Source organism: Arthrobacter sp. FW305-BF8 (genome assembly GCF_021789315.1).
Classification (GTDB): Bacteria; Actinomycetota; Actinomycetes; order Actinomycetales; family Micrococcaceae; genus Arthrobacter.
In genome coordinates, this window is sequence record NZ_CP084561.1 from 1,617,936 (window position 1) to 1,640,143 (window position 22,208).

Consider the following 22,208-nt stretch of genomic DNA (forward strand, 5'->3'; position numbering starts at 1 on the left):
CTGACTAGCGGCTAGGGCGGAGTTCGGGTGCGGTCCGCCCGGAGTTTGCCTTTTCCGTCATCTCCCGGCTCACCGGGATCCTGGCAAGGATGCCGCGGATGACGCCCTGCGGGGTCTCGCCCGAGCTCGCGGCTTTGCGGTCCAGGATGATCCGGTGGGCCAGCACCGCCTCGGCAACGGCGACGACGTCATCCGGCAGGACGAAATCCCGGCCGTCCAGCGCCGCGGTCGCCTTCGCGGCCCGGAGCAGCTGCAGCAGGGAGCGCGGGCTCGCGCCCAGGCGCAGCATGGCGCTGTCCCTCGTGGCCCGGCCGACGGCCACGGTGTACTCCTTGACGGCTTCGGAGACGTACACCTGTTGGACGGTGGCGATCATGGCAGCCACATCCGCTGCCGTGACGACCGCCTTGACCCGGGCAAGCGGCGACGTGGCCTGGTGGGTCTCGAGCATTTCAATCTCAGAGTCCTTGTCCGGGTATCCCATGGAGATCCGGGCCATGAAGCGGTCCCGCTGGGCTTCGGGGAGCGGATAGGTCCCTTCCATCTCAATGGGGTTCTGGGTGGCCACCACCATGAACGGCTCGCCGAGCTTGTAGGAGTGCCCGTCGACCGTGACCTGGTGCTCCTCCATGCATTCGAGCAGGGCAGACTGCGTCTTGGCGGAGGCCCGGTTGATCTCGTCGCCAATGACGATGTTCGCGAACACGGCGCCCGGGCGGAACTCGAACTGGCGCGAGGACTGGTTGTAAATGGAGACGCCGGTGACATCCGAGGGAAGGAGGTCGGGTGTGAACTGGATCCGGCTGACGGAACAGTCGATGGTGCGGGCCAGGGTCTTGGCCAGCAGCGTCTTGCCCACCCCGGGGACATCCTCCAGGAGCAGGTGGCCTTGGGCGAGCAGGACCGTCAGCGCCAGCTTTGCGGCCTCGGCCTTTCCGTCGATGACCGTGTTGATGGCCGAGAGGATGCGTTCGCTCGCGGCGCGGAAAGCCGGAGCTTCCAGAGGAACAGACTTGTGGCCGTTGAAGGAATTGACGCCGCGCGCAGTACTTCCCGTGAAGCCCTGTCCGCCCGGAAGTGCTTCGTCGATTGTGATGCGTCGGTGGGGTTCCATCGGCAACCTTTCAGCCCAGAGTGAAGCGGAACGAAGCGGCGGAGGCCTGCCCTTGCCCGCGTGGGCGCTCACATCCGTCCGTACCAGCGTACTAACACAACTGCCGTGGCTAACAGAGAGTTCCCCGTAAATCTCCCGGTAATGCCAAGGGGGTCTCCGGGTGGTGCCACGCGGGAAGAGGCGCAACCGAGTGGCGGATAGGCTGGAGGAATGCGGCATTCCCTGACTCCCCGGCCCTACCGGGCGCCCGGCAGCGACGGTTCCGGCAAGCGCGGGTTCCCGCCGGCGCCCGAACCGTTGCCCGTTCCCGTGATGGACAACCACACGCACCTGGACTTCCCGACAGATGATGTCCGGGTGGACATCGCGGCTGCCCTCGATGCAGCCGAAGCGGTGGGTGTCTGTGGCGCCGTGCAGGTTGGCTGCGACCTCGAATCCTCGAGGTTCACCGTGCGGGCCGTTGACCTGGACCCGCGCCTTTTGGGAGCCGTCGCCCTCCACCCGAATGACGCACCGGGCTATGCCGTCCGCGGTGAGCTTGAGGACGCCCTGGCGGAGATCGAGGAGCTGGCGGGCCACCCGCGGGTACGCGCCATCGGCGAAACCGGCCTGGATTTCTTCCGCACGGAAGGGGAGGGGCTGGCGCATCAGCGTTACTCCTTCCGCCGGCACATCGACATCGCGAAGCGGCTGGACCGGACGCTGCAGATCCATGACCGCGACGCGCACCAGGACGTGGTCCAGGTCCTGCGTGAGGAGGGCACCCCGGAGCGGGTGGTTTTCCACTGCTTTTCCGGGGACGGGGAGCTCGCCCGGATCTGCAACGACGAAGGGTGGTTCATGTCCTTCGCAGGGACACTGACCTTCAAGAACGCCACCAACCTCCGGGAGGCGCTCGCGGTGGCGGACCCTGAGCTGGTCCTGGTTGAAACCGACTCGCCGTTCCTTACACCCCACCCGCACCGCGGCCGCCCCAACGCGAGTTACATGGTGCCGTACACCGTACGGGCGATGGCGGAATTGACAGGAAAGGACCTGGCCGAGCTGTGCGGCCAAGTGAGCGAAAACACTGTGCGGGCGTACGGATCCTGGGACTGAGCCGCGACGGGCACCGCTCGGTAAAATACATACCTGGTAGGCATGTATTTTGGAGGGTTTATAACGCTTCGGTTACAGTGAAAAACTATTAGCCGGGGTCGGGGAAGGCCTCCGGATGATTTAACTCACTTTCGTGACAGGCAGGGCGCCTCCGGATGCCCTGCCATGTGAGTGTGGCGACGCACATGCCTGCGGCGTGCTCCGGCCTGTCCGGAGTCCACCATCCCGGTGACCGCTGCGGGTCCCCCTGTGCGTTTTTCCCCGTGCCCGGATGGCTCAAAAGTTACGGGCAATCGTGGTCAACTTCTTCACGTCAGACGGCAAGTTCAGTTTCATCAAGGTCGGCACGCAACTGGTGGTGCTCTCGGCCCTCGTGCTCGGGCTCGTTGCCTTTGTGGGCAGCAACAAGACAGTCACCCTGAACGTCGACGGGAAAGTAAGTTCCGTCCAGACCTTCGGCGGCACCGTCGAACAGGTGGTGAAGAGCGCGAACGTGGAGCTGCACCCGGCCGACCGCGTGTCTCCCGCGCTGGACTCCAGTGTTGCGAACGGCTCCGTCATCAACGTGAACATGGCGAAAGCCGTGAAGGTCAGCCTGGACGGTGCGGAGAAGACCGTGAGTACCACGGCCCAGGACGTGGCGGGGCTTGTGACCCAGCTCGGCGTTGCCAGCGCCTCGGAGCTCTCCGTGCCGAAGGACGCGCAGTTGGCCGTGGACGGTTCGTTCGTGGCCATCTCGACGCCGAAGACCGTCAGCATCATCGCCGACGGCAAGGCCAAGAAAACCACCACCACAGCCGCCAGCGTCGGTGAGGTCCTCAAGGATGCCGGCATCCGGCTCGCCGCCGCGGACCGGACGTCGCAGCCGGCGCACGCCCCGGTGGTCAACAACATGGTGATCAAGGTGTCCCGCGTTGCCGGCAAGACCACCACCGTCACCGAAAAGGTCGCGTTCCAGACGCTCACCGCGGACAGCGACACCCTTCCCAAGGGTGAGGAGAAAGTCACCCAGGCCGGCGTGCCCGGTGAGACCACCCTCACCTATAAGCTCGTCCTGGTCGACGGCCGTGAGGCCTCCCGGACGCTCGTTTCCAAGACCACCACCCGGGAGCCGGTAACCGAGAAGATCACGGTGGGCACCAAGGAAGAGCCCAAGCCCGCAGCTGCCCCCGAGGCCGAAAGCGGAAACACGGGAGCAGCAGCCCCGGCCATGATGAACGTGGCCATGTGGGACAAGATCGCGCAGTGTGAATCGGGCGGCAACTGGTCCATCAACAGCGGCAACGGCTACTACGGCGGCCTGCAGTTCGACGTCCAGACCTGGATCGGATCCGGCGGCGGCGCCTACGCCCCGAACGCCAGCCAGGCTACCAAGGCACAGCAGATTGACATCGCCAACCGTGTCTACGCCGACCGCGGCCTCCAGCCGTGGGGCTGCGGCTGGGCAGCCAGCAGCTAGCCACCGGCGCCTACAACCGCTGGCGCGATAATCCTGCGCCGCTGCGGCAGCTGACCACGGCCGCGGCGGCCACCAAGGCCGGGTCCGGAACCTCCGGGCCCGGCCTTCGCCGTCTCCTCATAACAATGACGTGCCCGCCCGGCAGCGAGCCCCGCCCATTACTGAACTGCGGGATAGGATACCTAGGTGACTGACCCGACCCCCTCCGCCTCCGGCACTGCGCCCGCTCCTCTGTTCGGTGCCTCCGATATCCGCAGGCTGGCCGGGGAGATCGGCGTCCGCCCCACCAAAACACTTGGGCAGAACTTCGTCATCGACGGCAACACCATCCGCAGGATCGTGGCCGCCGCCGGCATCGGACCCGACGAGACGGTCCTCGAAATCGGACCCGGGCTGGGGTCGCTGACGCTGGGGCTCCTCGACGCCGCCAAGGCAGTGGTCGCCGTCGAAATCGACCCCGTCCTGGCTGCGAAGCTGCCGGAGACCATCCGGCAATGGCGGCCCGACGCAAGCGGTGACTTCCACCTGGTTCTCGCCGACGCCATGAAGGTGACCGAACTGCCGGCCGAGCCCGCAGCGCTCGTCGCCAACCTGCCGTACAACGTCGCGGTGCCGGTGGTGCTGCACCTGCTGCAGCACTTTCCGTCGATCCGGCACGGACTCGTCATGGTCCAGGACGAGGTCGCCGACCGGCTGGCCGCCGAACCCGGATCCAAGATCTATGGTGTGCCCTCGGTTAAGGCGGCCTGGTACAGCAGCATGCGCAAGGCCGGCATCATCGGCATGAACGTGTTCTGGCCCGCCCCCAAGATCCAGTCCGGGCTCGTGGCCTTCACCCGGCGCGAGCCCCCGGCCACCACCGCCAGCCGCCAGCAGGTGTTCGCCGTCATTGATGCTGCCTTCGCACAGCGCCGCAAAACACTCCGTGCAGCCCTGGCCGGCTGGGCCGGCAGTGCCGCCGAAGCGGAACGCTGCCTGGTTGCGGCCGGGGTCGACCCCACCGCGCGGGGCGAAGTGATCGACATCGCCGCGTTTGCGAGGATCGCCGAAGCCCGCGCGGCTGCGGACGCCTGATGGCGGTCCAAGGCGTGCGGGGGCGCTTTGCGGCAAGGACCGTCCGGGTCAAGGCTCCGGGCAAAGTAAACGTCTCGCTGGATGTCGGGCCGCTGCGGCCGGATGGCTACCACTCCGTGGCCAGCGTCTACCTTGCTGTGTCGCTGTACGAGGAAGTCGCGGCCACCAGCACAACATCCGACGGCATCACTGTCAGCATCAGCCCGGACAGCACGCTGGACCTCGACGGGGTGGACATCCCGCTCGACGAGCGGAACCTCGCCTACAAGGCAGCCGCCATCATGGCCGATGTGTCGGAACACTCCACCGGCGTGCATCTTGAAATCACCAAGCGGGTTCCCGTGGCAGGCGGCATGGGCGGCGGTTCCGCGGATGCTGCCGCCACGCTCCTGGCCTGTGACGCGCTGTGGAACAGCGGCCTGTCCCGGGACGAACTCGCCCACCTCGCTGCCGAGCTCGGGGCGGATGTTCCCTTCGCCCTGCTGGGCGGCACGGCCGTGGGGCTGGGCGTGGGCGATGATCTGTCTCCCGCGCTGGCCAAGGCCCAGACGGACTGGGTCCTTGTCACCGCAGAGTTCGGGCTGTCCACTCCGGAAGTATTCCGGACGCTGGACAGGCTCCGCGATGCCGAGGGCGTGGACGGCGACGAGCCCACTGCCGTGGACCCCAAGATCCTGCAGGCCCTGCGCAGCGGCGACGCCGATGCCCTGAGCCGGGTGCTGGTCAACGACCTCCAGCGCGCGTCCATCGAGCTCGCTCCCGGACTCCGGGACACCCTGGGACTGGGCGAGTCCTGCGGAGCCATTGCCGGGATCGTTTCCGGCTCCGGGCCCACCGTGGCCCTGCTGGCGCACAATCCCGAAGCGGCGGAGAACCTCGCGGGGGAGCTGCAGCACAAGGGGCTCAACGCACTGGCCGTCCACGGCCCCGTGCCCGGCGCGCGCATCATCTCCGATACGCTCCTTTAATACCTTCCAACCAACACATCAGAAAGCAGTTCCCCGTGGCACACCTGCTCGGCGGCGAGAACCTCACAGTCTCGTACGCAACCCGCACCGTTCTTGACGGCATCACCCTCGGACTCGAAGAGGGTGACCGGATCGGGATGGTCGGCAGGAACGGCGACGGCAAGTCAACGCTGATGCGGCTGCTGGCGCTGCGGTCCACCCCCGATTCCGGCCGGGTCACCAAGCGCGGAGACGTCAACATCGGCTACCTGGACCAAAGCGACGTCCTCGACGCCGACCTCACGGTGGGCGCCGCGATCGTCGGCGACCAGGCGGACTACGAATGGGCCCGCAATCCGCAGATCCGCGAGATCATGGGCGGACTGGTGTCCGACGTTGACTGGCACGCCAACGTGCACGCACTCTCCGGCGGCCAGAAACGGCGCGTGGCCCTGGCGAAGCTGCTGATCGAAGACCACGACGTGATCATGCTCGACGAGCCCACGAACCACCTCGACGTCGAAGGGGTCGCCTGGCTGTCCCGCCACCTGAAGACACGCTGGCGGGCCAACCAGGGCGCGTTCCTGGTGGTTACCCACGACCGCTGGTTCCTCGACGAAGTCTGCAACAAGACCTGGGAAATCCACGACGGCATCATGGATCCCTTCGAAGGCGGCTACGCAGCGTATGTCCTGGCCCGTGCCGAACGTGACCGCGCCGCGTCGGTGATGGAAGGCAAACGGCAGCAGCTCGTCAAGAAGGAACTGGCCTGGCTGCGCCGCGGCGCCCCCGCCCGCACTGCAAAGCCCAAGTTCCGCATCGAGGCAGCCAACGCCCTGATCGCCGACGTTCCGGCGCCGCGCGACTCGATGGCGCTGAGCAAGATGGCCACGGCGCGCCAGGGCAAGGATGTGCTCGACCTCGAGCACGTCTCCCTGGACTTCTTGGGTAGTGCCGATCAGAAGCTTTTCGACAACATCACCCTTCGCCTCGCACCGGGGGAGCGGCTAGGGCTGGTCGGCGTCAACGGCGCCGGCAAGACCACGCTCCTGAAACTCCTCAACGGCGAAATCCAGCCCACCTCCGGCAAGGTCAAGCGCGGCAAGACGGTTGTCACCGCCGTACTGACCCAGGAGGTCAAGGAGCTCGACGACGTCAAGGACCTGCGGGTCATCGAAGTGATCGAGCGCGAAAAGCGGTCCTTCAACGTTGGCGGCAAGGAATTCAGCGCCGGTCAGCTCGTGGAACAGCTCGGCTTCACCAACGAGAAGCAGTGGACCCCGGTCAGGGACCTTTCCGGTGGCGAACGCCGCCGGCTCCAGCTGCTGCGCCTCCTCGTGGGCGAGCCCAACGTGCTCATGCTTGACGAACCCACCAACGACCTCGACACGGACACCCTGGCCGCCGTCGAGGACGTCCTGGACGGCTGGCCGGGGACTCTCGTTGTGGTCAGCCACGACCGCTACCTGCTGGAGCGTGTCACGGACCACCAGATGGCATTGCTGGGTGACGGCAAGATCCGTGCCCTGCCCCGCGGCGTGGACCAGTACCTCGAACTGCGCGAAGGTGCCCTGGCCGGCTCCACCATCACCGGCGGCGGCAACCCCGTCACCGGTCCCAGCGGCAGTTCGGCGCCGGCTGTCGCAGGCCCGGCCGGCCCTTCGGAAGCCGAGAAGCGCGACGCCCGCAAGGCCAAAAACCGGATCGACCGCCAGCTGGGCAAGCTGACGCAGCAGGAAGAGAAAATCCACGCCCAGATGGTCAAGAGCACGGCCGACAACGACTTCGAGGCCATGGCCGAGCAGAACAAGAAGCTCAAGACCCTGGCCGAAGAACGCGAAGCCCTGGAACTCGAGTGGCTCGAGGCCCTGGAAGTCCTCGGCGAGTAACCGGTTCCGGAGGTGCGTAACGCACGAGTGGTGCCGGGGTCCTTCGCGTAGGAGCGCATCGCGAGCCATCGGGCCCTCAAGGTCGCTCAGCGACCGTTGGGCCCCTATGGCTCGTGTCTAAGCGACGGCGAAGGGCCACTGCACCGCGGAGGTGGGCAGTACTAAGCCTCGCTGCGGAGTTCCGGGTCCTTTTTGAGTCCGGTCAGGCCGTTCCACGCGAGGTTGACGAGGTGGGCGGCGACGTCCCGTTTGTCGGGCTGGCGGGCGTCCTGCCACCACTGGCCCGTCATCGCCACCATGCCCACGAGCATCTGCGCGTACATGGCGCCGTCGGCTGCGCTGAACCCGCGGCGGGCGAATTCGTCGGACAGGATGTGTTCAACGCGCGCGGTCACGTGGGAGAGCAGTGTGGAGAAGGCGCCTTCGGGCTGGGACGGCGGAGCGTCCCGCATGAGGATGCGGAAGCCGTCGGTGCGTTCCTCGATGTAGGTGAGCAGGGCCAGGGCGGCGCGCTCCACGAGGACCCTCGGCTTGGCTTCCTGGGTGAGTGCGTCGTTGATGGCCGCGAGCAGGATCCGGAACTCGTACTCGACGACCTGCGTGTACAGGCCTTCCTTCGAGCCGAAGTGCTCGTAGATCACGGGCTTGGAAACGCCGGCGGCGGCCGCAATCTCTTCGATGGTGGTGCCGTCCAGCCCCCGCACCGCGAAAAGGGCCCGCCCTACTTCGATGAGCTGGGACCGCCGCTGCGGTCCTGTCATCCGCGACCGGGGGATGCGCCCCGCCGCGGCGTCGGGCCTTGCTGGCAGGTTCCCCGGACCGTCAGTTGTCCCTGTGCTGTTGCTCACCGTCCAATCATGCCTTACGCCAGGTGGCGGGAGGGGTGGCGGCAAGTCCCGGCGCGCTGCCCCGGCCCGGCACCGGCGCACCCGAAGCGCCGAGGTCGCACGAGCGTCAACGTTCGTGGCAGAATTGGTTCTCGTGCCCGGGCTTAGCGCCGGGCACGGTCCGCTCTGGTGTAATGGCAGCACCCCGGCCTTTGGAGCCGTGGAGTATAGGTTCGAATCCTATGGGCGGAACAGCTGCATCAGAGGTGTCCAGTAGGATGAACCCTGTTGCCGGTTCCGGGCACAGGCCCGGACACCGCCGCGCAGGCAGCCGCGGATGCAGTAAGCGCAACCGAGCAAGGAGAGCCCGTACGTGAGCCCCGACAAGTCCGGCCCAGCCGCCGTTATCGTCCTAGCTGCAGGCGCCGGTACCCGGATGAAATCCCGTACCCCCAAGATCCTTCACGAAATCGGCGGCCGCTCCATGGTGGGCCACGCCCTGCTCGCCGCCCGCAGCATCAGCCCCGAACGCCTGGCGCTGGTGGTCCGGCACGAGCGCGACCGCGTCGCAGCCCACCTCACCGAACTCGATCCCGACGCCGTGATCGTGGACCAGGACGAGGTCCCCGGCACCGGGCGCGCCGTCGAAGTTGCCCTGAAAGCCCTGGACGCCAAGGAGCCTGTGGCCGGAACCGTCGTCGTCACCTACGGCGACGTCCCGCTGCTCACCGGTGAAATGCTCGCCGAACTCGTGTCCACCCACCAGCGCGACGGCAACGCGGTCACCGTGCTCACCGCCGTCCTGGGCGACGCCACCGGCTACGGCCGCATTCTCCGCGGGGAAGACGGCACCGTAACCGGCATCCGCGAGCACAAGGACGCCACCGACGCCGAGCGTGCGATCCGCGAGATCAACTCCGGCATTTACGCGTTTGACGCTGCTGTCCTCAGGGACGCCCTCGGCCACGTCACCACCGACAACTCACAGGGCGAAAAGTACCTGACCGATGTCCTCGGGCTGGCCCGCGAGGCAGGCGGCCGGGTGGCCGCCGTCGTCACCGCCGACCGCTGGCAGGTGGAAGGCGCCAACGACCGCGTCCAGCTGGCCGCCCTCGGCGCCGAGCACAACCGCCGGATCGTGGAAGCCTGGATGCGCGCCGGTGTTACCGTCGTCGACCCCGCCACCACGTGGATCGACTCCACGGTGACACTGGCGGAGGACGTCCGGATCCTGCCCAACACCCAGCTGCACGGCGCCACCACGGTGGCGCGGGACGCCGTCGTCGGCCCCGACTCCACGCTGACGGATGTCAGCATCGGCGAGGGCGCCAAGGTGACCCGGACCCACGGATCCGGCGCAGAGATCGGTGCGGGGGCCAGCGTGGGCCCCTTCACCTACCTGCGCCCCGGAACGGTCCTGGGCGAGACAGGCAAGATCGGTGCCTTCTACGAAACCAAGAACGTCAGGATCGGCCGCGGCTCCAAATTGTCCCACCTGGGCTACGCCGGGGACGCCGAGATCGGCGAGGACACCAACATCGGCTGCGGCAACATCACCGCGAACTACGACGGCGAGAAGAAGCACCGCACGGTGATCGGCTCGGGTGTGCGCACCGGCTCCAACACAGTATTCGTCGCTCCGGTCACGGTGGGGGACGGTGCCTACAGCGGCGCCGGAGCCGTGATCCGCAAGGACGTACCCGCCGGTGCCCTGGTGCTCTCCATGGCAGCACAGCGCAACGCCGAGGGCTGGGTCGCGGCCAACCGCCCCGGCTCGCTCTCCGCGGAGCTGGCAGAAGCAGCCGCGGCCCGCGAAGGCCGCAATGAGACCTCAAATTCCCCCGTATCTACAGAAGAGGGCTAGCAACCATGACCGAAATTACGGCTCACGGCGAGAAGAAACTGGTGCTCGCCGCAGGGCGTGCGCACCCGGAGCTTGCCCGGGAGATCGCCAAGGAGCTGGGCACGGAACTGCTGCCTGTGGACGCCTACGACTTCGCCAACGGCGAGATCTACGTCCGCGCCGGGGAAAGCGTCCGTGGAACCGATGCCTTCGTCATCCAGGCGCATCCCGCGCCGCTGAACAACTGGCTCATGGAACAGCTGATCATGATTGATTCGCTGAAGCGTGCCTCCGCCAAGCGGATCACCGTTGTTTCGCCGTTCTACCCGTACTCGCGCCAGGACAAGAAGGGCCGCGGCCGCGAGCCGATCTCCGCCCGCCTCGTGGCCGACATGTACAAGACGGCCGGCGCCGACCGGATCATGAGCGTGGACCTGCACACCTCGCAGATCCAGGGCTTCTTCGACGGCCCGGTGGACCACCTCATGGCCATCCCGCTGCTGGCGGACTACATCCGCACCCGCGTCAGCGCCGATAACATCACCGTGGTCTCACCGGACACCGGCCGCGTGCGCGTGGCCGAGCAGTGGGCCGAGCGCCTCGGCGGCGCTCCGCTGGCGTTCGTCCACAAGAGCCGCGACCTGACCGTGCCCAACCAGGCCGTGTCCAAGACCGTGGTGGGCCAGATTGAGGGCCGCACCTGCGTGCTGATCGACGACATGATCGATACCGGCGGAACCATCTCCGGTGCCGTGCAGGTGCTGAAGAACGCCGGCGCCAAGGACGTCATCATCGCTGCCACGCACGCGGTGTTCTCCGACCCCGCCGCCCGGCGCCTCTCTGAGTCGGGTGCCCGGGAAGTGGTGGTCACCAACACGCTGCCCATCCCCGCCGACAAGCGCTTCCCCGAGCTCACTGTCCTGTCCATCGCACCGCTCATCGCCCGGGCCATCCGGGAAGTGTTCGACGACGGTTCGGTCACCAGCCTGTTCGACGGCAACGCCTAACGGCCTTGTCTGCGCCGGTGCCCGGCCCGTTTTCAGTATTCGGGCCGGGCACTGGTAAGCTTTTTCCCGATACCTTGGCGAGGGAGAGCACCGGAAATCCGCAGGCGCGGAGCACCGGACTGCTGGTCTCCGTTATCGACTGGGTCTGAATCACCCTTCTGGTGGGGCCGCCTTCGGGCCGCCCGGCGTTGAAGGTCACTCCAGACCTCCGCCCTTGCTGAACCAATACATCCACCAGGAGATTCACATGTCTGAGCAGAAGCTCGCAGCAGAAGCACGCACCGAATTCGGCAAGGGCTTCGCCCGCCGCGCCCGCGCAGCCGGCCAGATCCCCGCAGTGATCTACGGCCACGGCGCAGAGCCCATCCACATCACCCTGCCGGCCAAGGCCACCACCCTGGCCGTGCGTACCGCCAACGCCCTGCTGTCCCTGGACCTCAACGGCGAAGGCCACCTGGCCCTCGTCAAGGACGTCCAGCGCGACCCGATCAAGCAGATCATCGAGCACATCGACCTCCTGACCGTCCGCCAGGGCGAGAAGGTCACCGTGGACGTAGCCGTGCACGTTGTTGGCGAAACCGCTCCGGGTACCGCTCACAACCTGGAACTCACCGTCGTTTCCCTCGAGGCAGAAGCAACGCACCTGCCCGAGTCCGTCGAGGTGAACATCGAGGGCCGCGCCGCCGGCGAGCACATCCACGCTTCCGACCTCGTGCTGCCCACGGGCTCCGTCCTGCTGACCGACGCTGAGGCGCTGGTTGTCAACATCTCCGAGGCCGCTGCGACGGCTGAAGAGGGCGAAGCTGAGGAAGCCGCCGCAGAAGCGGCTCCGGCCGAAGCGGCTGCTGCCGAGTAATTCGGGTACAACCCTTCCCGCGCTAACTGAAGCGCGGACCGGTGGCCGGGTCCTTTCGGGCCCGGCCACTGCCGTCCCTGCCCGCCCCGCACGCAGGCGCAAAACCCCCGCCTTAGGATTGATTCATGACTGACACCTGGCTGATCGTAGGCCTCGGCAACCCCGGACCCGAATACAGCGGCAACCGGCACAACGTCGGCCAGATGGTGCTGGACGGGCTGGCCGGGCGCATCGGCGGAAAGTTCAAGGCGCACAAGGCCAGGGCCCTCGTCCTGGAAGGACGGCTGGGAATCGGCGGTCCCCGGGTGGTGCTGGCGAAGCCTGGCACGTACATGAACGTTTCCGGCGGCCCGGTGTCCGCGCTTGCCAGGTTTTACGACGTCGAGCCGTCCCGGGTGGTGGCCGTCCATGACGAGATCGACATCCCCTTTAATACCGTAAAGCTGAAGATCGGCGGCGGCGAGGGAGGGCACAACGGTCTCCGCGACATCTCCAAGGCCCTTGCCACCAAGGACTACCTCCGCGTCCGGGTGGGAGTCGGCCGGCCGCCGGGCCGGATGGACACTGCCGACTACGTGCTCCGGGATTTCGGCACTACGGAGAAGAAGGAACTGCCCTTCCTGCTCGATGACGCCGCCGACGCCGTCGAGCTCCTGGTCAGGGAGGGGCTGACGGCCGCGCAGCAGCAGTTCCACTCCGCCAAGGTCTAGCGACCTCTCCCTCCGTTTTTCCTCCGCACCGCACGAACCCTCAAGGTCACCTCAAGGTCTGCGAAATGTGAACGCAGTGCCCTGTATCCCCGCAAAGTAACGGGGTAGTCTACTTTCTAAGCGGGGGAGGCGATGGAGCCTTTATCCTGCCGGGCGGGATGTAAGGAAAAGTTCATGTCAATTGAGCCACTGAGCTGGGGACGTGGGTCTACGGCGGGCGTGCTTGCGGGGCCGGCTGGCGTCGCGGGCGGAACGGACCTCCAAAGATGGTCGGTTCCCGCGCGCAGCGCAGACCTTGAAGCCATCCGCAGTGCCCTGACGGATCCCGAGTCCCTGGGCGTTGTGATCACCGGTGCCCGCGGTGTGGGGAAGTCCTCGCTCGCGCGCACCGCCGTGGCCGAGCTGGGTCCCGACGTCTGGGCGCTTCAGCTTCGCAGCCCCCTGGCCGGCTCACAAACCTCGTACGGCTGCCTCGCCTTCCTTCTGGCCAGGCTTCCGCAATCGGCGCTGGCTTCCCCGACCGCCATCCTCCAGGGCATCACCTCCCTGATCCGGTCCGACGCCGCCGGCCGGGATTGCGTCATCACCCTGGACACAACGGGCCAAATCGATGACATGAGTGCCGGCGTCATCCTGAACATCATGCTGACGCACACCGCCCGCGTCATTGCCATCGCCCCCAGCACCAGTGACCTTCCGGCGGACTTCCACTGGCTGCTCACCGACCGGCGGCTGACCGAAGTCCGGCTTGAGAACCTCAACGAACTGCAGACCCGGCAGGTACTGCTGACGCTGCTGGGCCACCGGGTCTCGGCCTCGCTCGTGAGCACCTACCATGCCATCGTGGGCGGCAATCCGCTCCTGCTCAAGGCGCTCGTCACCGAGCAGCGGCAGTCGGGAAACCTCGTCCTGTCGGATTCCGTCTGGACCCTGCGGGACAGGGTGGTGCTCGACGGCGCCACCGGGCTGGATGACATCGTCCGGTCCCGCTGGTCCCGGGAAGAACCGGAAACCCGCGAGGTCATCGAGATGCTTGCCTGTGCGCGGCGTGTCCCTCTGGCAAGGCTGACCGAAGTTTACGGCACCGCCACCGTGGCCGACATGGAGGACGCCGGGCTGCTCACGGTCGGCGTCACGGGGGACCGCTGGGTCTCCCTGCGGGAGCAGTACCTTGGGGACGTGGTGCGCTCCTGGCTGAGCATCTCCCGCCGTCGTGAACTCCGGACCCTGCTGCTCGGCAGCCACGAGCCCGAGTTGTCCGCTCTGAGCATGGAAGAGCGGATCGAGTTCGCAGCCTGGACCCGGGAATGCCAGGCCGAACTCAGCCCTGCCATGGCGGTGGCGGCGGCGGAGGCGGCGGTGCAGTTCTTTGACCCGCGGTTCGCGATCTCCTGCGTTGAAGGCATCAAAAAGACCGACTCCGTCTGGGTGGAAGCACAGCTGTACAAGGCAACCGCCTACCTGCTGCTTGACCTGCCGCTGCAGGCCATGGCCGCGTTGGAGGACATTTCCCGGGTACAGCTGGACGCGCTCGACGAGCAGGCCTTTGCCCGCGTAGTGGCAGCCAAGATCCGGGTCATGGTCTGGCTGCCGGAGCTGTGCGACAAGGTGCCGGCCGAGCTGGCAGCTGCCCGCAAGCGGCTGAACGTTCCCACTGGTGTGGCGTCGAGCTGGCCCGATCCGCTTGGTACCGCCGCCAACGTCATCACCCTCGCCGAATTCGAATACAAATCGTTCATCGGCGACTACGCCTCCATGATTGGGGAGCTGGAGGAGGCTACGGACTCCGCGGTCAACAAGGACCCGGGACTGAGGATCCAAGCGGCGCTGATCCTGATGCCGGCCTTGTCGGCGGTCGGACGGGAAATGGACGCCCTGCAACTGATGCGGCGCGTGGGAGGACAGCTCTCTGACGCCGAGCCGCTGACCGGGCTGCGCGAGCGGTTCGCGATGACGGCGTTCAACGTGCTCCTGCAGGCCGGTCAGTGGAAGCGGTGCCTGGAACTCGTTGGCCCGCCCAAGGGGCAGGAGGAGCGCCGGCTGGCCTATCGGACGTCTGCCACGGAACTGGCCGCCGGAATCGCCTACGTTTTCTCCGGCCGTGGCGCCGTGGCCCTGGACTCGCTGCTGTCCGCCGTCGCCCAGCTTGAGCTCCGCCCCGTGTTGAACATGCTGCAGGCCGCCTACGCCGCCACGGCCTTCGCCTACGCGCAGATCGGCAACGCCGGGCAGGCGCACAAGTATCTGGACAAGCTCCGCGGCGTGCGCGGGCACTGCAACTTCGGCACCGTGTTCGTCACCGAGTTTTGCGCGGACATGGCCGGGCGTTGGCTGGGGGACACCGAAGCCGTGAAGCGCCTGCTCCAGGCGGCACACCGCGACATCGATGCTGGCCGGTACACGCTGGCAGGCATCAGCCTGCTGGGAGCGACCGTGAACGGGACCGACGAGGACTTCCGCCTGATGGAGGAGGTGGCGGGCCACCGCCAGGGGACCCTCGCCGAGATCTCACGCCTCATCGCCGTGGGCACCCGCACCAAGGACGCCAAGGTTCTTCTGGAAGGCGCCCACCTCTGCGCGGAACTGGAACTCGACGCCGTCGAGGCCCGGTGCGTTGCGCTGGCCGTCGACTTTGCCCGCCACTCCGGCGATTCCGCCTCCGCGCGCGTTGCCCAGGCCCGTCTGGACACCCTCACCGCCACGGTGCCCAGCCTCCCGATCGTTCCCAGCAGCGGAAGCCCGCTCCTTACCGCGCGCGAACGCCAGATCTCCCGGCTGGCCGGAAGGGGCGTCTCCAACCGGGACATCGCTCTGGAGATGGGCGTATCAGTCCGAACGGTGGAGGGACACCTCTATCAGGTCTTCACCAAGCTCGGCGTGACATCCAGGGGTGATCTGCCTGGCCTCGTTTAACAGCTCCTCAGCACACAGCGCTTCGTCCAGCGCTTCGCCCCACAGCGTCGCGTCCAATGGCCGCGGCCCCAAACCGGAATCCGAGCTCCGGCAGCTCACTGGCCGCCGAGAGGCGATAGAGCATATCTGCACCGTCATCCGTAGCCGGGCCAGCCAGGCGGTCTACCTGATGGCAGGCCCCGGCGTCGGAAAGACATCCGTGACTGACGCCGTGCGGGAGAAATTGACGGCAGAGATGACCGTGCTCCGCATCCACGGCAGCTCCTCGCTGGCCAAGGTTCCCTACGGTGTGTTGGCGCCCTACACGTCCGGGCTCGCCCCCGAGGAAGCCGACTCCCCGGTGGCGGTGCTGCGGGCCGTCTGGGCCCACTTCCAGGAGCTGAAGGGAATCAGCGACCTCAACCGCGGCACCGACGCCCCCGTACTCCTGGTGGTGGATGACGCCCACCACCTCGATGACGCCACGGCCAGCATGGTGGTGGACATGACCTCCGCCGGTTGGGCGACAGTGCTGGCAGCGGGGCGGCCGCGGCCGGGGCTGCCACAGGCCCTGAACCAGCTCTGGTATGACGGCCTCGCCGAACGCATCGATCTCCGGCCGCTCAGCGGCGAGCAGGTCAGGGAGGTAGTGGAACACACACTCCAAGGCACGGTTCCCGTCAGCACCGTCCAGTCGCTGTGGTCTGCTTCGGGCGGCAACCCGCTGCTCCTCGACTGCCTGCTGGGTGATGCAACAGCCGCCGGAACCCTGGTCCAGCGGAACGGAATCTGGGTGCTGCTCGGACCGTTGCCGGCAGACGGACCCAGGCTTTCGGATCTCGTGGTGAAGGATCTCCTCCGGAGAACGCCGGAGGAACAGGATGCGCTCAAGCTGATCGCCTTGGCCGAGCCGGTGCCCAGGGGCCTGATCGAGGACGTCTGCGGCGTCGGCGTCGTGCGTTCCCTGCTGGACAACCAGGTGGTGAGCGAATCCGCCGCGATGCCTACCGAGCTGCGGCTCACCCATGCCATCCTGGGCGAATCAACGCGCCGCCAGGTGTCAGTCTCGCGTAGCCTGCAGTTGAGGCAGAAGCTTGATGCCTATCTGGATCCTGCCGCCGCAAGTGCCGAAGGCAAGCTGCGCTTGGTCGAATGGTCGCTGGAGTGCGGCCTGGAGGTGCCCGACCGGGACCTGCTGGACGCGGGGCTGCTGGCCGCGACGACGTTCAACAACGCCGGCGCCCGGCTCATGGCCGGTCACGTGCGGGCACCGGAGCTGCAGGCCCATGCGCTCGCAATTACCGCGCGGGCCCACTTCAATGAAGGCAAGTACCGCGAGGCTGCCGAACTCCTTGACGGCTGCTGGCTCGATCTGGCAAAGGATCCGGAAGCTCCGCAGGTCCTCATGCTCAGGGCGTCATCCCACATGGCGCTCGGCAAGTCCGTGCCGTCGCTCAGGGCTGAATCACGCAACCAGCTGGAGGCGGCCAGGATGGCCCCGGACGATGCCTGGCAGGACAGGATCCACGCGCTGCTGGAGATGGCGGCCGCCGGGGATCACGAAGGTATTGACGCTGTCATCACCGCTCTGGGGACCACGGATCCGGACACGGCGTCGGGCGTCGAGGCGACACAGCACGCTGTGGCGCAGGCCCTTCTTGCCCAGGCGCTGGTCGCCGCCGGCAGGTCGCACCAGGCCCACGCCGCCGCCGTGGCCGCGGGCCCTTTCCTTCCCGCGCTCAGCGGCGGCCTGTATTTCTTCAACGAGTTTGTCCTGACCCGGCTGGCGCTCAGCACCCTCGCTGCCGGCAACTGGGAGTCGGCCGAACATGAGCTGTCCGGTTATCCGACGGAGCGGACGGAGGGTGCTTCCACCTTCGGCGGCGGGATCCAGGCACTGCGCGGCCTGGGACTGCTGCGGCAGGGGCAGCTGGAGCGCGCCTACCAGGTCCTCCTTCCTGCCGTTGAGGCGCTTCGGGTCAACGACCCGCTGCAGGAGTTCAGGTTCGGCTCGTCGCTTGCCTTCTACGCCGCAGCACGCCTGGGTGATGCCGCCCAGGCGAAGCGGCTCGAACAGGACTTCATCTCGGCCAGGCACGCCAGCGGACCCGGCTGCGACGCCGTCGCGGAGGCCTACGCGGCCGCCGCGGCTGAACACCTCGACCGGAAGGGCAGCGGCCTGGACCGGCTCCGTGAGCTCGCGGCGTCCGAGTCCGTTACGGACCATCCCGGAACCAGGATGGAGTGCCTCATCCTTTGCTCGGATCTTGGCGAGCGGTCACTGGCGGAGGAGCTCGCCGCGCTCGCCGCCACCGTCGAGGGCCGGTGGGCAGCCGGCTGGCAGCAGCTGGCCCAGGCCTGGGCCTCGGAGGACGCTGACGTCCTCACGGACACAGCAGCCGCACTGGAGGAAGCGGGCCTGCTGAACCTTGCGCGCGAGGCCTACGCCCGGGCCGGAGCACTGCTTGAAGCCGCGGGGGAGCGGCGCCGCGCCCGCCAGGCAATCGCGCACCGGGAGAAATGCGACCAGGAGCTCGGCGAGCGGTTCCGGGAAAGCCCGTTTGTTGCCTCCGTCCCCAGCGTCCACCTGACCCGGCGCGAGCGGGACATCGTGGAACTGGCGGTGCAGGGCCTCTCAGACCGCGAGATCGCCCAGCACCTGATGGTGTCCGTGCGCACCGTCGAGGGGCATCTGTACCGGAGCTACGTCAAGCTCGGCGTCCGCCGGCGCGACGAGCTCGCGCTCGCCCTTCCGAAGAAGTAGCGCTTCCCCAAGCTGATTTTTTTCTGGCCCGCTCAGGGCAAATTCCGCGCGGTTGCGCGCCGGACATCACTACCTGCGGGAACCAGTAGTTGAGTACTCAGAAAAACGAGTACCTAATACTGGTGCCGCGGGCGCCAGTACGCGATTAACTAATAGTGGCAGCGGAAGCCGGGCTGATCTCCCCTCCGAAGCTGCCACCAGATTTTTCAGGTCTCGCACCAGGTTTCCGGCCCCAGGGCCGGGTGAGGCGGGGCCGGCGACGTCAGAGCCTTCTGAGACCGAGGCTCTCCCCCCAGCCGTCGCCGGCCCTTTCAAGTAGTAAGTCCAGAAGAAACAAATATCCGACGGCATGAAAAGGGCGGCCCGCAGCGACGGGGGCCGCCCTTGGCCTGTACCCCGGTCAGGCAGGCTCGGCTCCTGCCACGCTGCGCATGCTGCGGCCAAACGTGCTGTGGGACAATTGAGAGGTACCTCAAGGCACCCAAGGAGTTCCATTGGCCGTAGTATCAACGCCAACCACGCTGACGCGTGCCCTTTCTGCGATGGACAATACCGAGGTCCTGCGGATCCGCAACGACTTTCCCGTGCTGAACCAGACGGTCAACGGCCGCCCTCTCATCTATCTGGATTCCGGCGCCACGTCGCAGAATCCGCTGAGCGTGATCGAGGCTGAGCAGGAATTCTACGAGCAGCGGAACGCTGCCGTGCACCGCGGTGCCCACCACCTTGCCGTGGAGGCCACCGAAGTGTTCGAGGACGCCCGGCAGACCGTCGCCGACTTTGTCGGTGCGGCCTATGAGGAGATCGTCTGGACCTCCAACGCCACCGAGGGCCTGAACGTCATCAGCTATGCGCTGTCGAACGCCTCGCTGTGGGTAGCCCAGGGTCGCGGCGACTCCCGGCTGCGGGACTTGGCCCTGGGGCCGGGCGATGAGATCGTGGTCACCGAAATGGAGCACCACGCCAACCTGATTCCCTGGCAGGAACTGGCTTACCGGACAGGTGCCACGCTGCGTCACATCCCGCTGGACGACGCCGGGATGCTGCGGATGGATGAGGCAGCCGAAATCGTGGGCGAGCGGACCAGGCTGCTGGCGTTCACCCACGCCTCGAACGTGCTGGGCACCATCAACCCGGTCAGCGACCTCGTGGCCCTCGCCCGGCGGGCAGGCGCCCTGGTGGTGCTGGACGCGTGCCAGTCGGCACCGCACCTTGCCCTGGACGTCAAGCGGCTGGACGTCGATTTCGCCGTGTTTTCCGGCCACAAGATGCTGGGTCCCACCGGCGTAGGTGTGCTTTACGGCAAGCAGGAACTCCTGGACGTGCTGCCTCCGGTCCTGACCGGAGGTTCCATGATCACCACCGTGACCATGGAACGTGCGGAGTACCTCCCCGCGCCGCAGCGGTTCGAAGCCGGCACCCAGAAAATTTCGCAGGCGGTGGCCCTTGCCGCCGCGGTCAACTATCTGACCGAAACCGGCATCGACCGGGTGCACCGCTGGGAGTCCGAGCTCGGCCAGCGGATGGTGGCGGGCCTGGAGGCCATCGACGGGGTCCGCGTGCTGGGTCCGGCCGCCGGCCAGGACCGCATCGGCCTGGCGGCCTTTGACGTTGCCGGTGTCCACGCGCACGACGTCGGCCAGTTCCTTGACTCGCGGGGCATCGCGGTCCGCGTGGGCCACCATTGCGCACAGCCGCTGCACCGGCGCCTTGGCCTGACGGCCACCACCCGCGCCAGCGCCTACTTGTACAACACCACCGACGACGTGGACGAGTTCCTGGACGCAGTGTCCGGAGTCCGCGCTTACTTCCGGGCCTAGCCCCCCAAAAGACTAGCCCCGATCCCCAACGACAGGTGCCTGAGCATGAGCCTCGACCAGCTTTACCAGCAGATTATCCTGGACCACTCCAAGGCCCGGCACGGCAGCGGATTGGCCGCCACGGCTGCCCCGGACGGCGCGTCCACGGGCCAGTCACACCAGTTCAATCCCGTGTGCGGCGACGAGGTCACCCTGCGCGTGGCCGTGGACCACGGCACAGTCACCCAGCTGGCGTGGGACGGGGCCGGCTGCTCGATCTCCATGGCCTCCGCCTCCGTGCTGAGCGAGCTGGCCGAGGGCATGACCGTAGACGAACTCCGCTCGGTGATCGGGAACTTCCGCGACGTCCTGCGGTCCCGGGGAAAGATCCCGGCCGACCCGGAAATCCTGGGCGACGCAGCAGCCTTTGAAGGCGTGGCGCGCTACGCCGCAAGGGTGAAATGCGCCATGATCTCCTGGGTTGCGGCCGAGGACGCCCTGAATCAGGCAGCCTGACCGCGCCTCTCTAACAGTCCTGACTTAGCCGTCCCGTTCGGACCGTTCGAAGACATCCGGCACGCCGTCGCCGTCGTCGTCCCTTGTCTCCTCCGCTTCAAGCCGGCGGTAGTGCCTGTTGCGGGCCTTAAGCACGACGGCGGCCAACGCCGCAGCGGTCAGCGAACCGGCGAGGATGGCCACCTTGGCGTGGTCGTCCTGGGCCGACCCCGAGCCGAAACTCAGTTCGGCGATCAGCAGCGAGACCGTGAAGCCCACGCCTGCCAGAAGGGACAGCCCGGCGACGTCGACCCACTTCAGCCCGTCATCGAGTTGCGCGCGGGTGGTTTTCGTGACCAGGAATGTTGCCCCAAAGACGCCCAGGGCCTTGCCCGCGATCAGTGCTGTCACGATGCCCACGGCCACCGGGTCGGACAGGGCGGACGTCAGTCCCGTGGTGCCGCCGAGCGCAACTCCGGCCGAGAAGAACGCGAAGACGGGGACCGCGAAGCCCGCAGACAGTGGACGGAGCAGGTGTTCCAGGCGCGCAGCCATGCCGGTGCCGCCAGCGTCGGTGGTGCTGCCCGCAGTCGTGCTGTCTTGTTGGGTTTCCCGCCGCGAGGCGGCGACCGGGACGGTGAAGCCGAGCAGGACGCCGGCCACTGTGGCGTGGATGCCGGACGCGTGCACCAGGCCCCAGGTAGCAGCGGCCAGCGGCACCAGCAGGTACCAGCGGCTGACCCGTTTCTGCACCAGCCAGGCGAAGAGAGCCAGCGGGACAAGCGCGGCGAGCAGCAGGGCCGGCTGGAGCCCGGAGGAATAGAAGAACGCGATGATGCCGATGGCGATCAGGTCGTCCACCACGGCGAGGGTGAGCAGGAACGTCCTCAGCGCCGACGGCAGATGGGTGTTGATGACAGCCAGCACCGCCAGCGCAAAAGCAATGTCGGTAGCGGTGGGGATGGCCCACCCCCTCAGCGCCCCGGCACCCGCGTTCCAGACAATGGCCGAGTAGATGATGGCGGGGATGGCGACGCCGCCCGCTGCTGCAGTTACGGGGACGACGGCCCGGGACGGTCTGCGCAGGTCGCCGGAAACAAACTCTCGCTTGAGTTCCAGGCCGGCTATGAAGAAGAACAGTGCCAGCAGTCCGTCGGATGCCCAGTGCCCGAGGCTCAGCTGCAGGTGCCAGGGCTCGTAGCCCAGCTTGAAGTCACGCAATCCATAGTAGGCGTCCGCGGCGGGGGAGTTGGCCCAGATCAGCGCTGCGGCTGTCGCGGCGAGGAGGAGGGCGCCGCCCACTGTCTCCGTCCGGAGGATGGCGGCAATGCGGAGATACTCCGGATACGTGGAGCGGCTGAATACCGGGAATTTCCGGGAGGGGAATCTGCGGGACTGGAAGGACGGCTTGGGCATTGAAGCTCCTCGCGGGCT

At 67.2% G+C, this 22,208-nt stretch carries 16 protein-coding genes and 1 tRNA gene; 14 read left to right on the forward strand and 3 right to left on the reverse strand.

What is annotated here, in order from left to right:
* Positions 1–4: 4 nt before the first annotated feature.
* The gene (locus LFT45_RS07230; RefSeq protein ID WP_236807714.1) at positions 5–1,114 is read right to left on the reverse strand and encodes an AAA family ATPase; all 1,110 of its coding nucleotides are present in this window, start codon (positions 1,112–1,114) and stop codon (positions 5–7) included.
* A gap of 210 nt (positions 1,115–1,324) precedes the next feature.
* On the opposite strand from LFT45_RS07230, the gene LFT45_RS07235 reads away from it, so the two are divergent.
* The 5 genes from LFT45_RS07235 (at position 1,325) to LFT45_RS07255 (ending at position 7,581) form a co-directional block, all read left to right on the forward strand.
* Complete coding sequence (locus LFT45_RS07235) at positions 1,325–2,212, forward strand: TatD family hydrolase (RefSeq protein WP_236807715.1); 888 nt, start codon at positions 1,325–1,327, stop codon at positions 2,210–2,212.
* Between the two features lie 271 nt (positions 2,213–2,483).
* On the forward strand, positions 2,484–3,671 hold the full coding sequence (locus LFT45_RS07240; protein ID WP_236807716.1) for a resuscitation-promoting factor: 1,188 nt from the start codon (positions 2,484–2,486) through the stop codon (positions 3,669–3,671).
* A 186-nt stretch (positions 3,672–3,857) separates the two neighbouring features.
* Positions 3,858–4,745, forward strand: coding sequence for a 16S rRNA (adenine(1518)-N(6)/adenine(1519)-N(6))-dimethyltransferase RsmA (gene rsmA / locus LFT45_RS07245; RefSeq protein ID WP_236807717.1), 888 nt, complete (start codon positions 3,858–3,860; stop codon positions 4,743–4,745).
* Entirely contained in the window at positions 4,745–5,713 is a 969-nt protein-coding gene (locus LFT45_RS07250) for a 4-(cytidine 5'-diphospho)-2-C-methyl-D-erythritol kinase (protein WP_236807718.1), read from the forward strand. Before rsmA ends, LFT45_RS07250 begins: the two co-directional genes overlap by 1 nt.
* 35 nt (positions 5,714–5,748) lie before the next feature.
* Positions 5,749–7,581, forward strand: coding sequence for an ABC-F family ATP-binding cassette domain-containing protein (locus LFT45_RS07255; protein WP_236807719.1), 1,833 nt, complete (start codon positions 5,749–5,751; stop codon positions 7,579–7,581).
* A gap of 161 nt (positions 7,582–7,742) precedes the next feature.
* On the opposite strand, the gene LFT45_RS07260 is transcribed toward LFT45_RS07255, so the two are convergent.
* The gene (locus tag LFT45_RS07260) at positions 7,743–8,342 is read right to left on the reverse strand and encodes a TetR/AcrR family transcriptional regulator (RefSeq protein WP_111904503.1); all 600 of its coding nucleotides are present in this window, start codon (positions 8,340–8,342) and stop codon (positions 7,743–7,745) included.
* A 246-nt stretch (positions 8,343–8,588) separates the two neighbouring features.
* Here LFT45_RS07260 and LFT45_RS07265 point away from each other — a divergent pair.
* The 9 genes from LFT45_RS07265 (at position 8,589) to sufU (ending at position 20,795) form a co-directional block, all read left to right on the forward strand.
* Positions 8,589–8,660, forward strand: a tRNA-Gln gene (locus LFT45_RS07265).
* A 184-nt stretch (positions 8,661–8,844) separates the two neighbouring features.
* Positions 8,845–10,272, forward strand: coding sequence for a bifunctional UDP-N-acetylglucosamine diphosphorylase/glucosamine-1-phosphate N-acetyltransferase GlmU (gene glmU, locus LFT45_RS07270; RefSeq protein WP_442863619.1), 1,428 nt, complete (start codon positions 8,845–8,847; stop codon positions 10,270–10,272).
* A 5-nt stretch (positions 10,273–10,277) separates the two neighbouring features.
* Positions 10,278–11,258 (forward strand): ribose-phosphate diphosphokinase, encoded by a 981-nt coding sequence (locus LFT45_RS07275; protein ID WP_236807721.1) that lies wholly within the window; start codon positions 10,278–10,280, stop codon positions 11,256–11,258.
* A 247-nt stretch (positions 11,259–11,505) separates the two neighbouring features.
* Positions 11,506–12,114: a 50S ribosomal protein L25/general stress protein Ctc gene (locus tag LFT45_RS07280; protein ID WP_236807722.1), complete on the forward strand. Its 609-nt coding sequence runs from the start codon at positions 11,506–11,508 to the stop codon at positions 12,112–12,114.
* A gap of 125 nt (positions 12,115–12,239) precedes the next feature.
* The gene (pth, locus tag LFT45_RS07285; RefSeq protein ID WP_236807723.1) at positions 12,240–12,824 is read left to right on the forward strand and encodes an aminoacyl-tRNA hydrolase; all 585 of its coding nucleotides are present in this window, start codon (positions 12,240–12,242) and stop codon (positions 12,822–12,824) included.
* 174 nt (positions 12,825–12,998) lie between these two features.
* Positions 12,999–15,737 (forward strand): LuxR C-terminal-related transcriptional regulator, encoded by a 2,739-nt coding sequence (locus LFT45_RS07290; RefSeq protein WP_236807724.1) that lies wholly within the window; start codon positions 12,999–13,001, stop codon positions 15,735–15,737.
* Positions 15,715–18,480: a helix-turn-helix transcriptional regulator gene (locus LFT45_RS07295; protein WP_236807725.1), complete on the forward strand. Its 2,766-nt coding sequence runs from the start codon at positions 15,715–15,717 to the stop codon at positions 18,478–18,480. The genes LFT45_RS07290 and LFT45_RS07295 overlap by 23 nt, the downstream gene beginning before the upstream one ends.
* A gap of 494 nt (positions 18,481–18,974) precedes the next feature.
* The gene (locus tag LFT45_RS07300) at positions 18,975–20,300 is read left to right on the forward strand and encodes a SufS family cysteine desulfurase (protein WP_236807726.1); all 1,326 of its coding nucleotides are present in this window, start codon (positions 18,975–18,977) and stop codon (positions 20,298–20,300) included.
* Between the two features lie 45 nt (positions 20,301–20,345).
* A complete protein-coding gene (sufU, locus tag LFT45_RS07305; protein ID WP_236807727.1) occupies positions 20,346–20,795 on the forward strand; it encodes a Fe-S cluster assembly sulfur transfer protein SufU in 450 nt (149 codons plus the stop codon).
* A 24-nt stretch (positions 20,796–20,819) separates the two neighbouring features.
* Here sufU and nhaA read toward each other — a convergent pair whose 3' ends face one another.
* The gene (gene nhaA / locus LFT45_RS07310; RefSeq protein WP_236807728.1) at positions 20,820–22,190 is read right to left on the reverse strand and encodes a Na+/H+ antiporter NhaA; all 1,371 of its coding nucleotides are present in this window, start codon (positions 22,188–22,190) and stop codon (positions 20,820–20,822) included.
* Between the last annotated feature and the right edge of the window lie 18 nt (positions 22,191–22,208).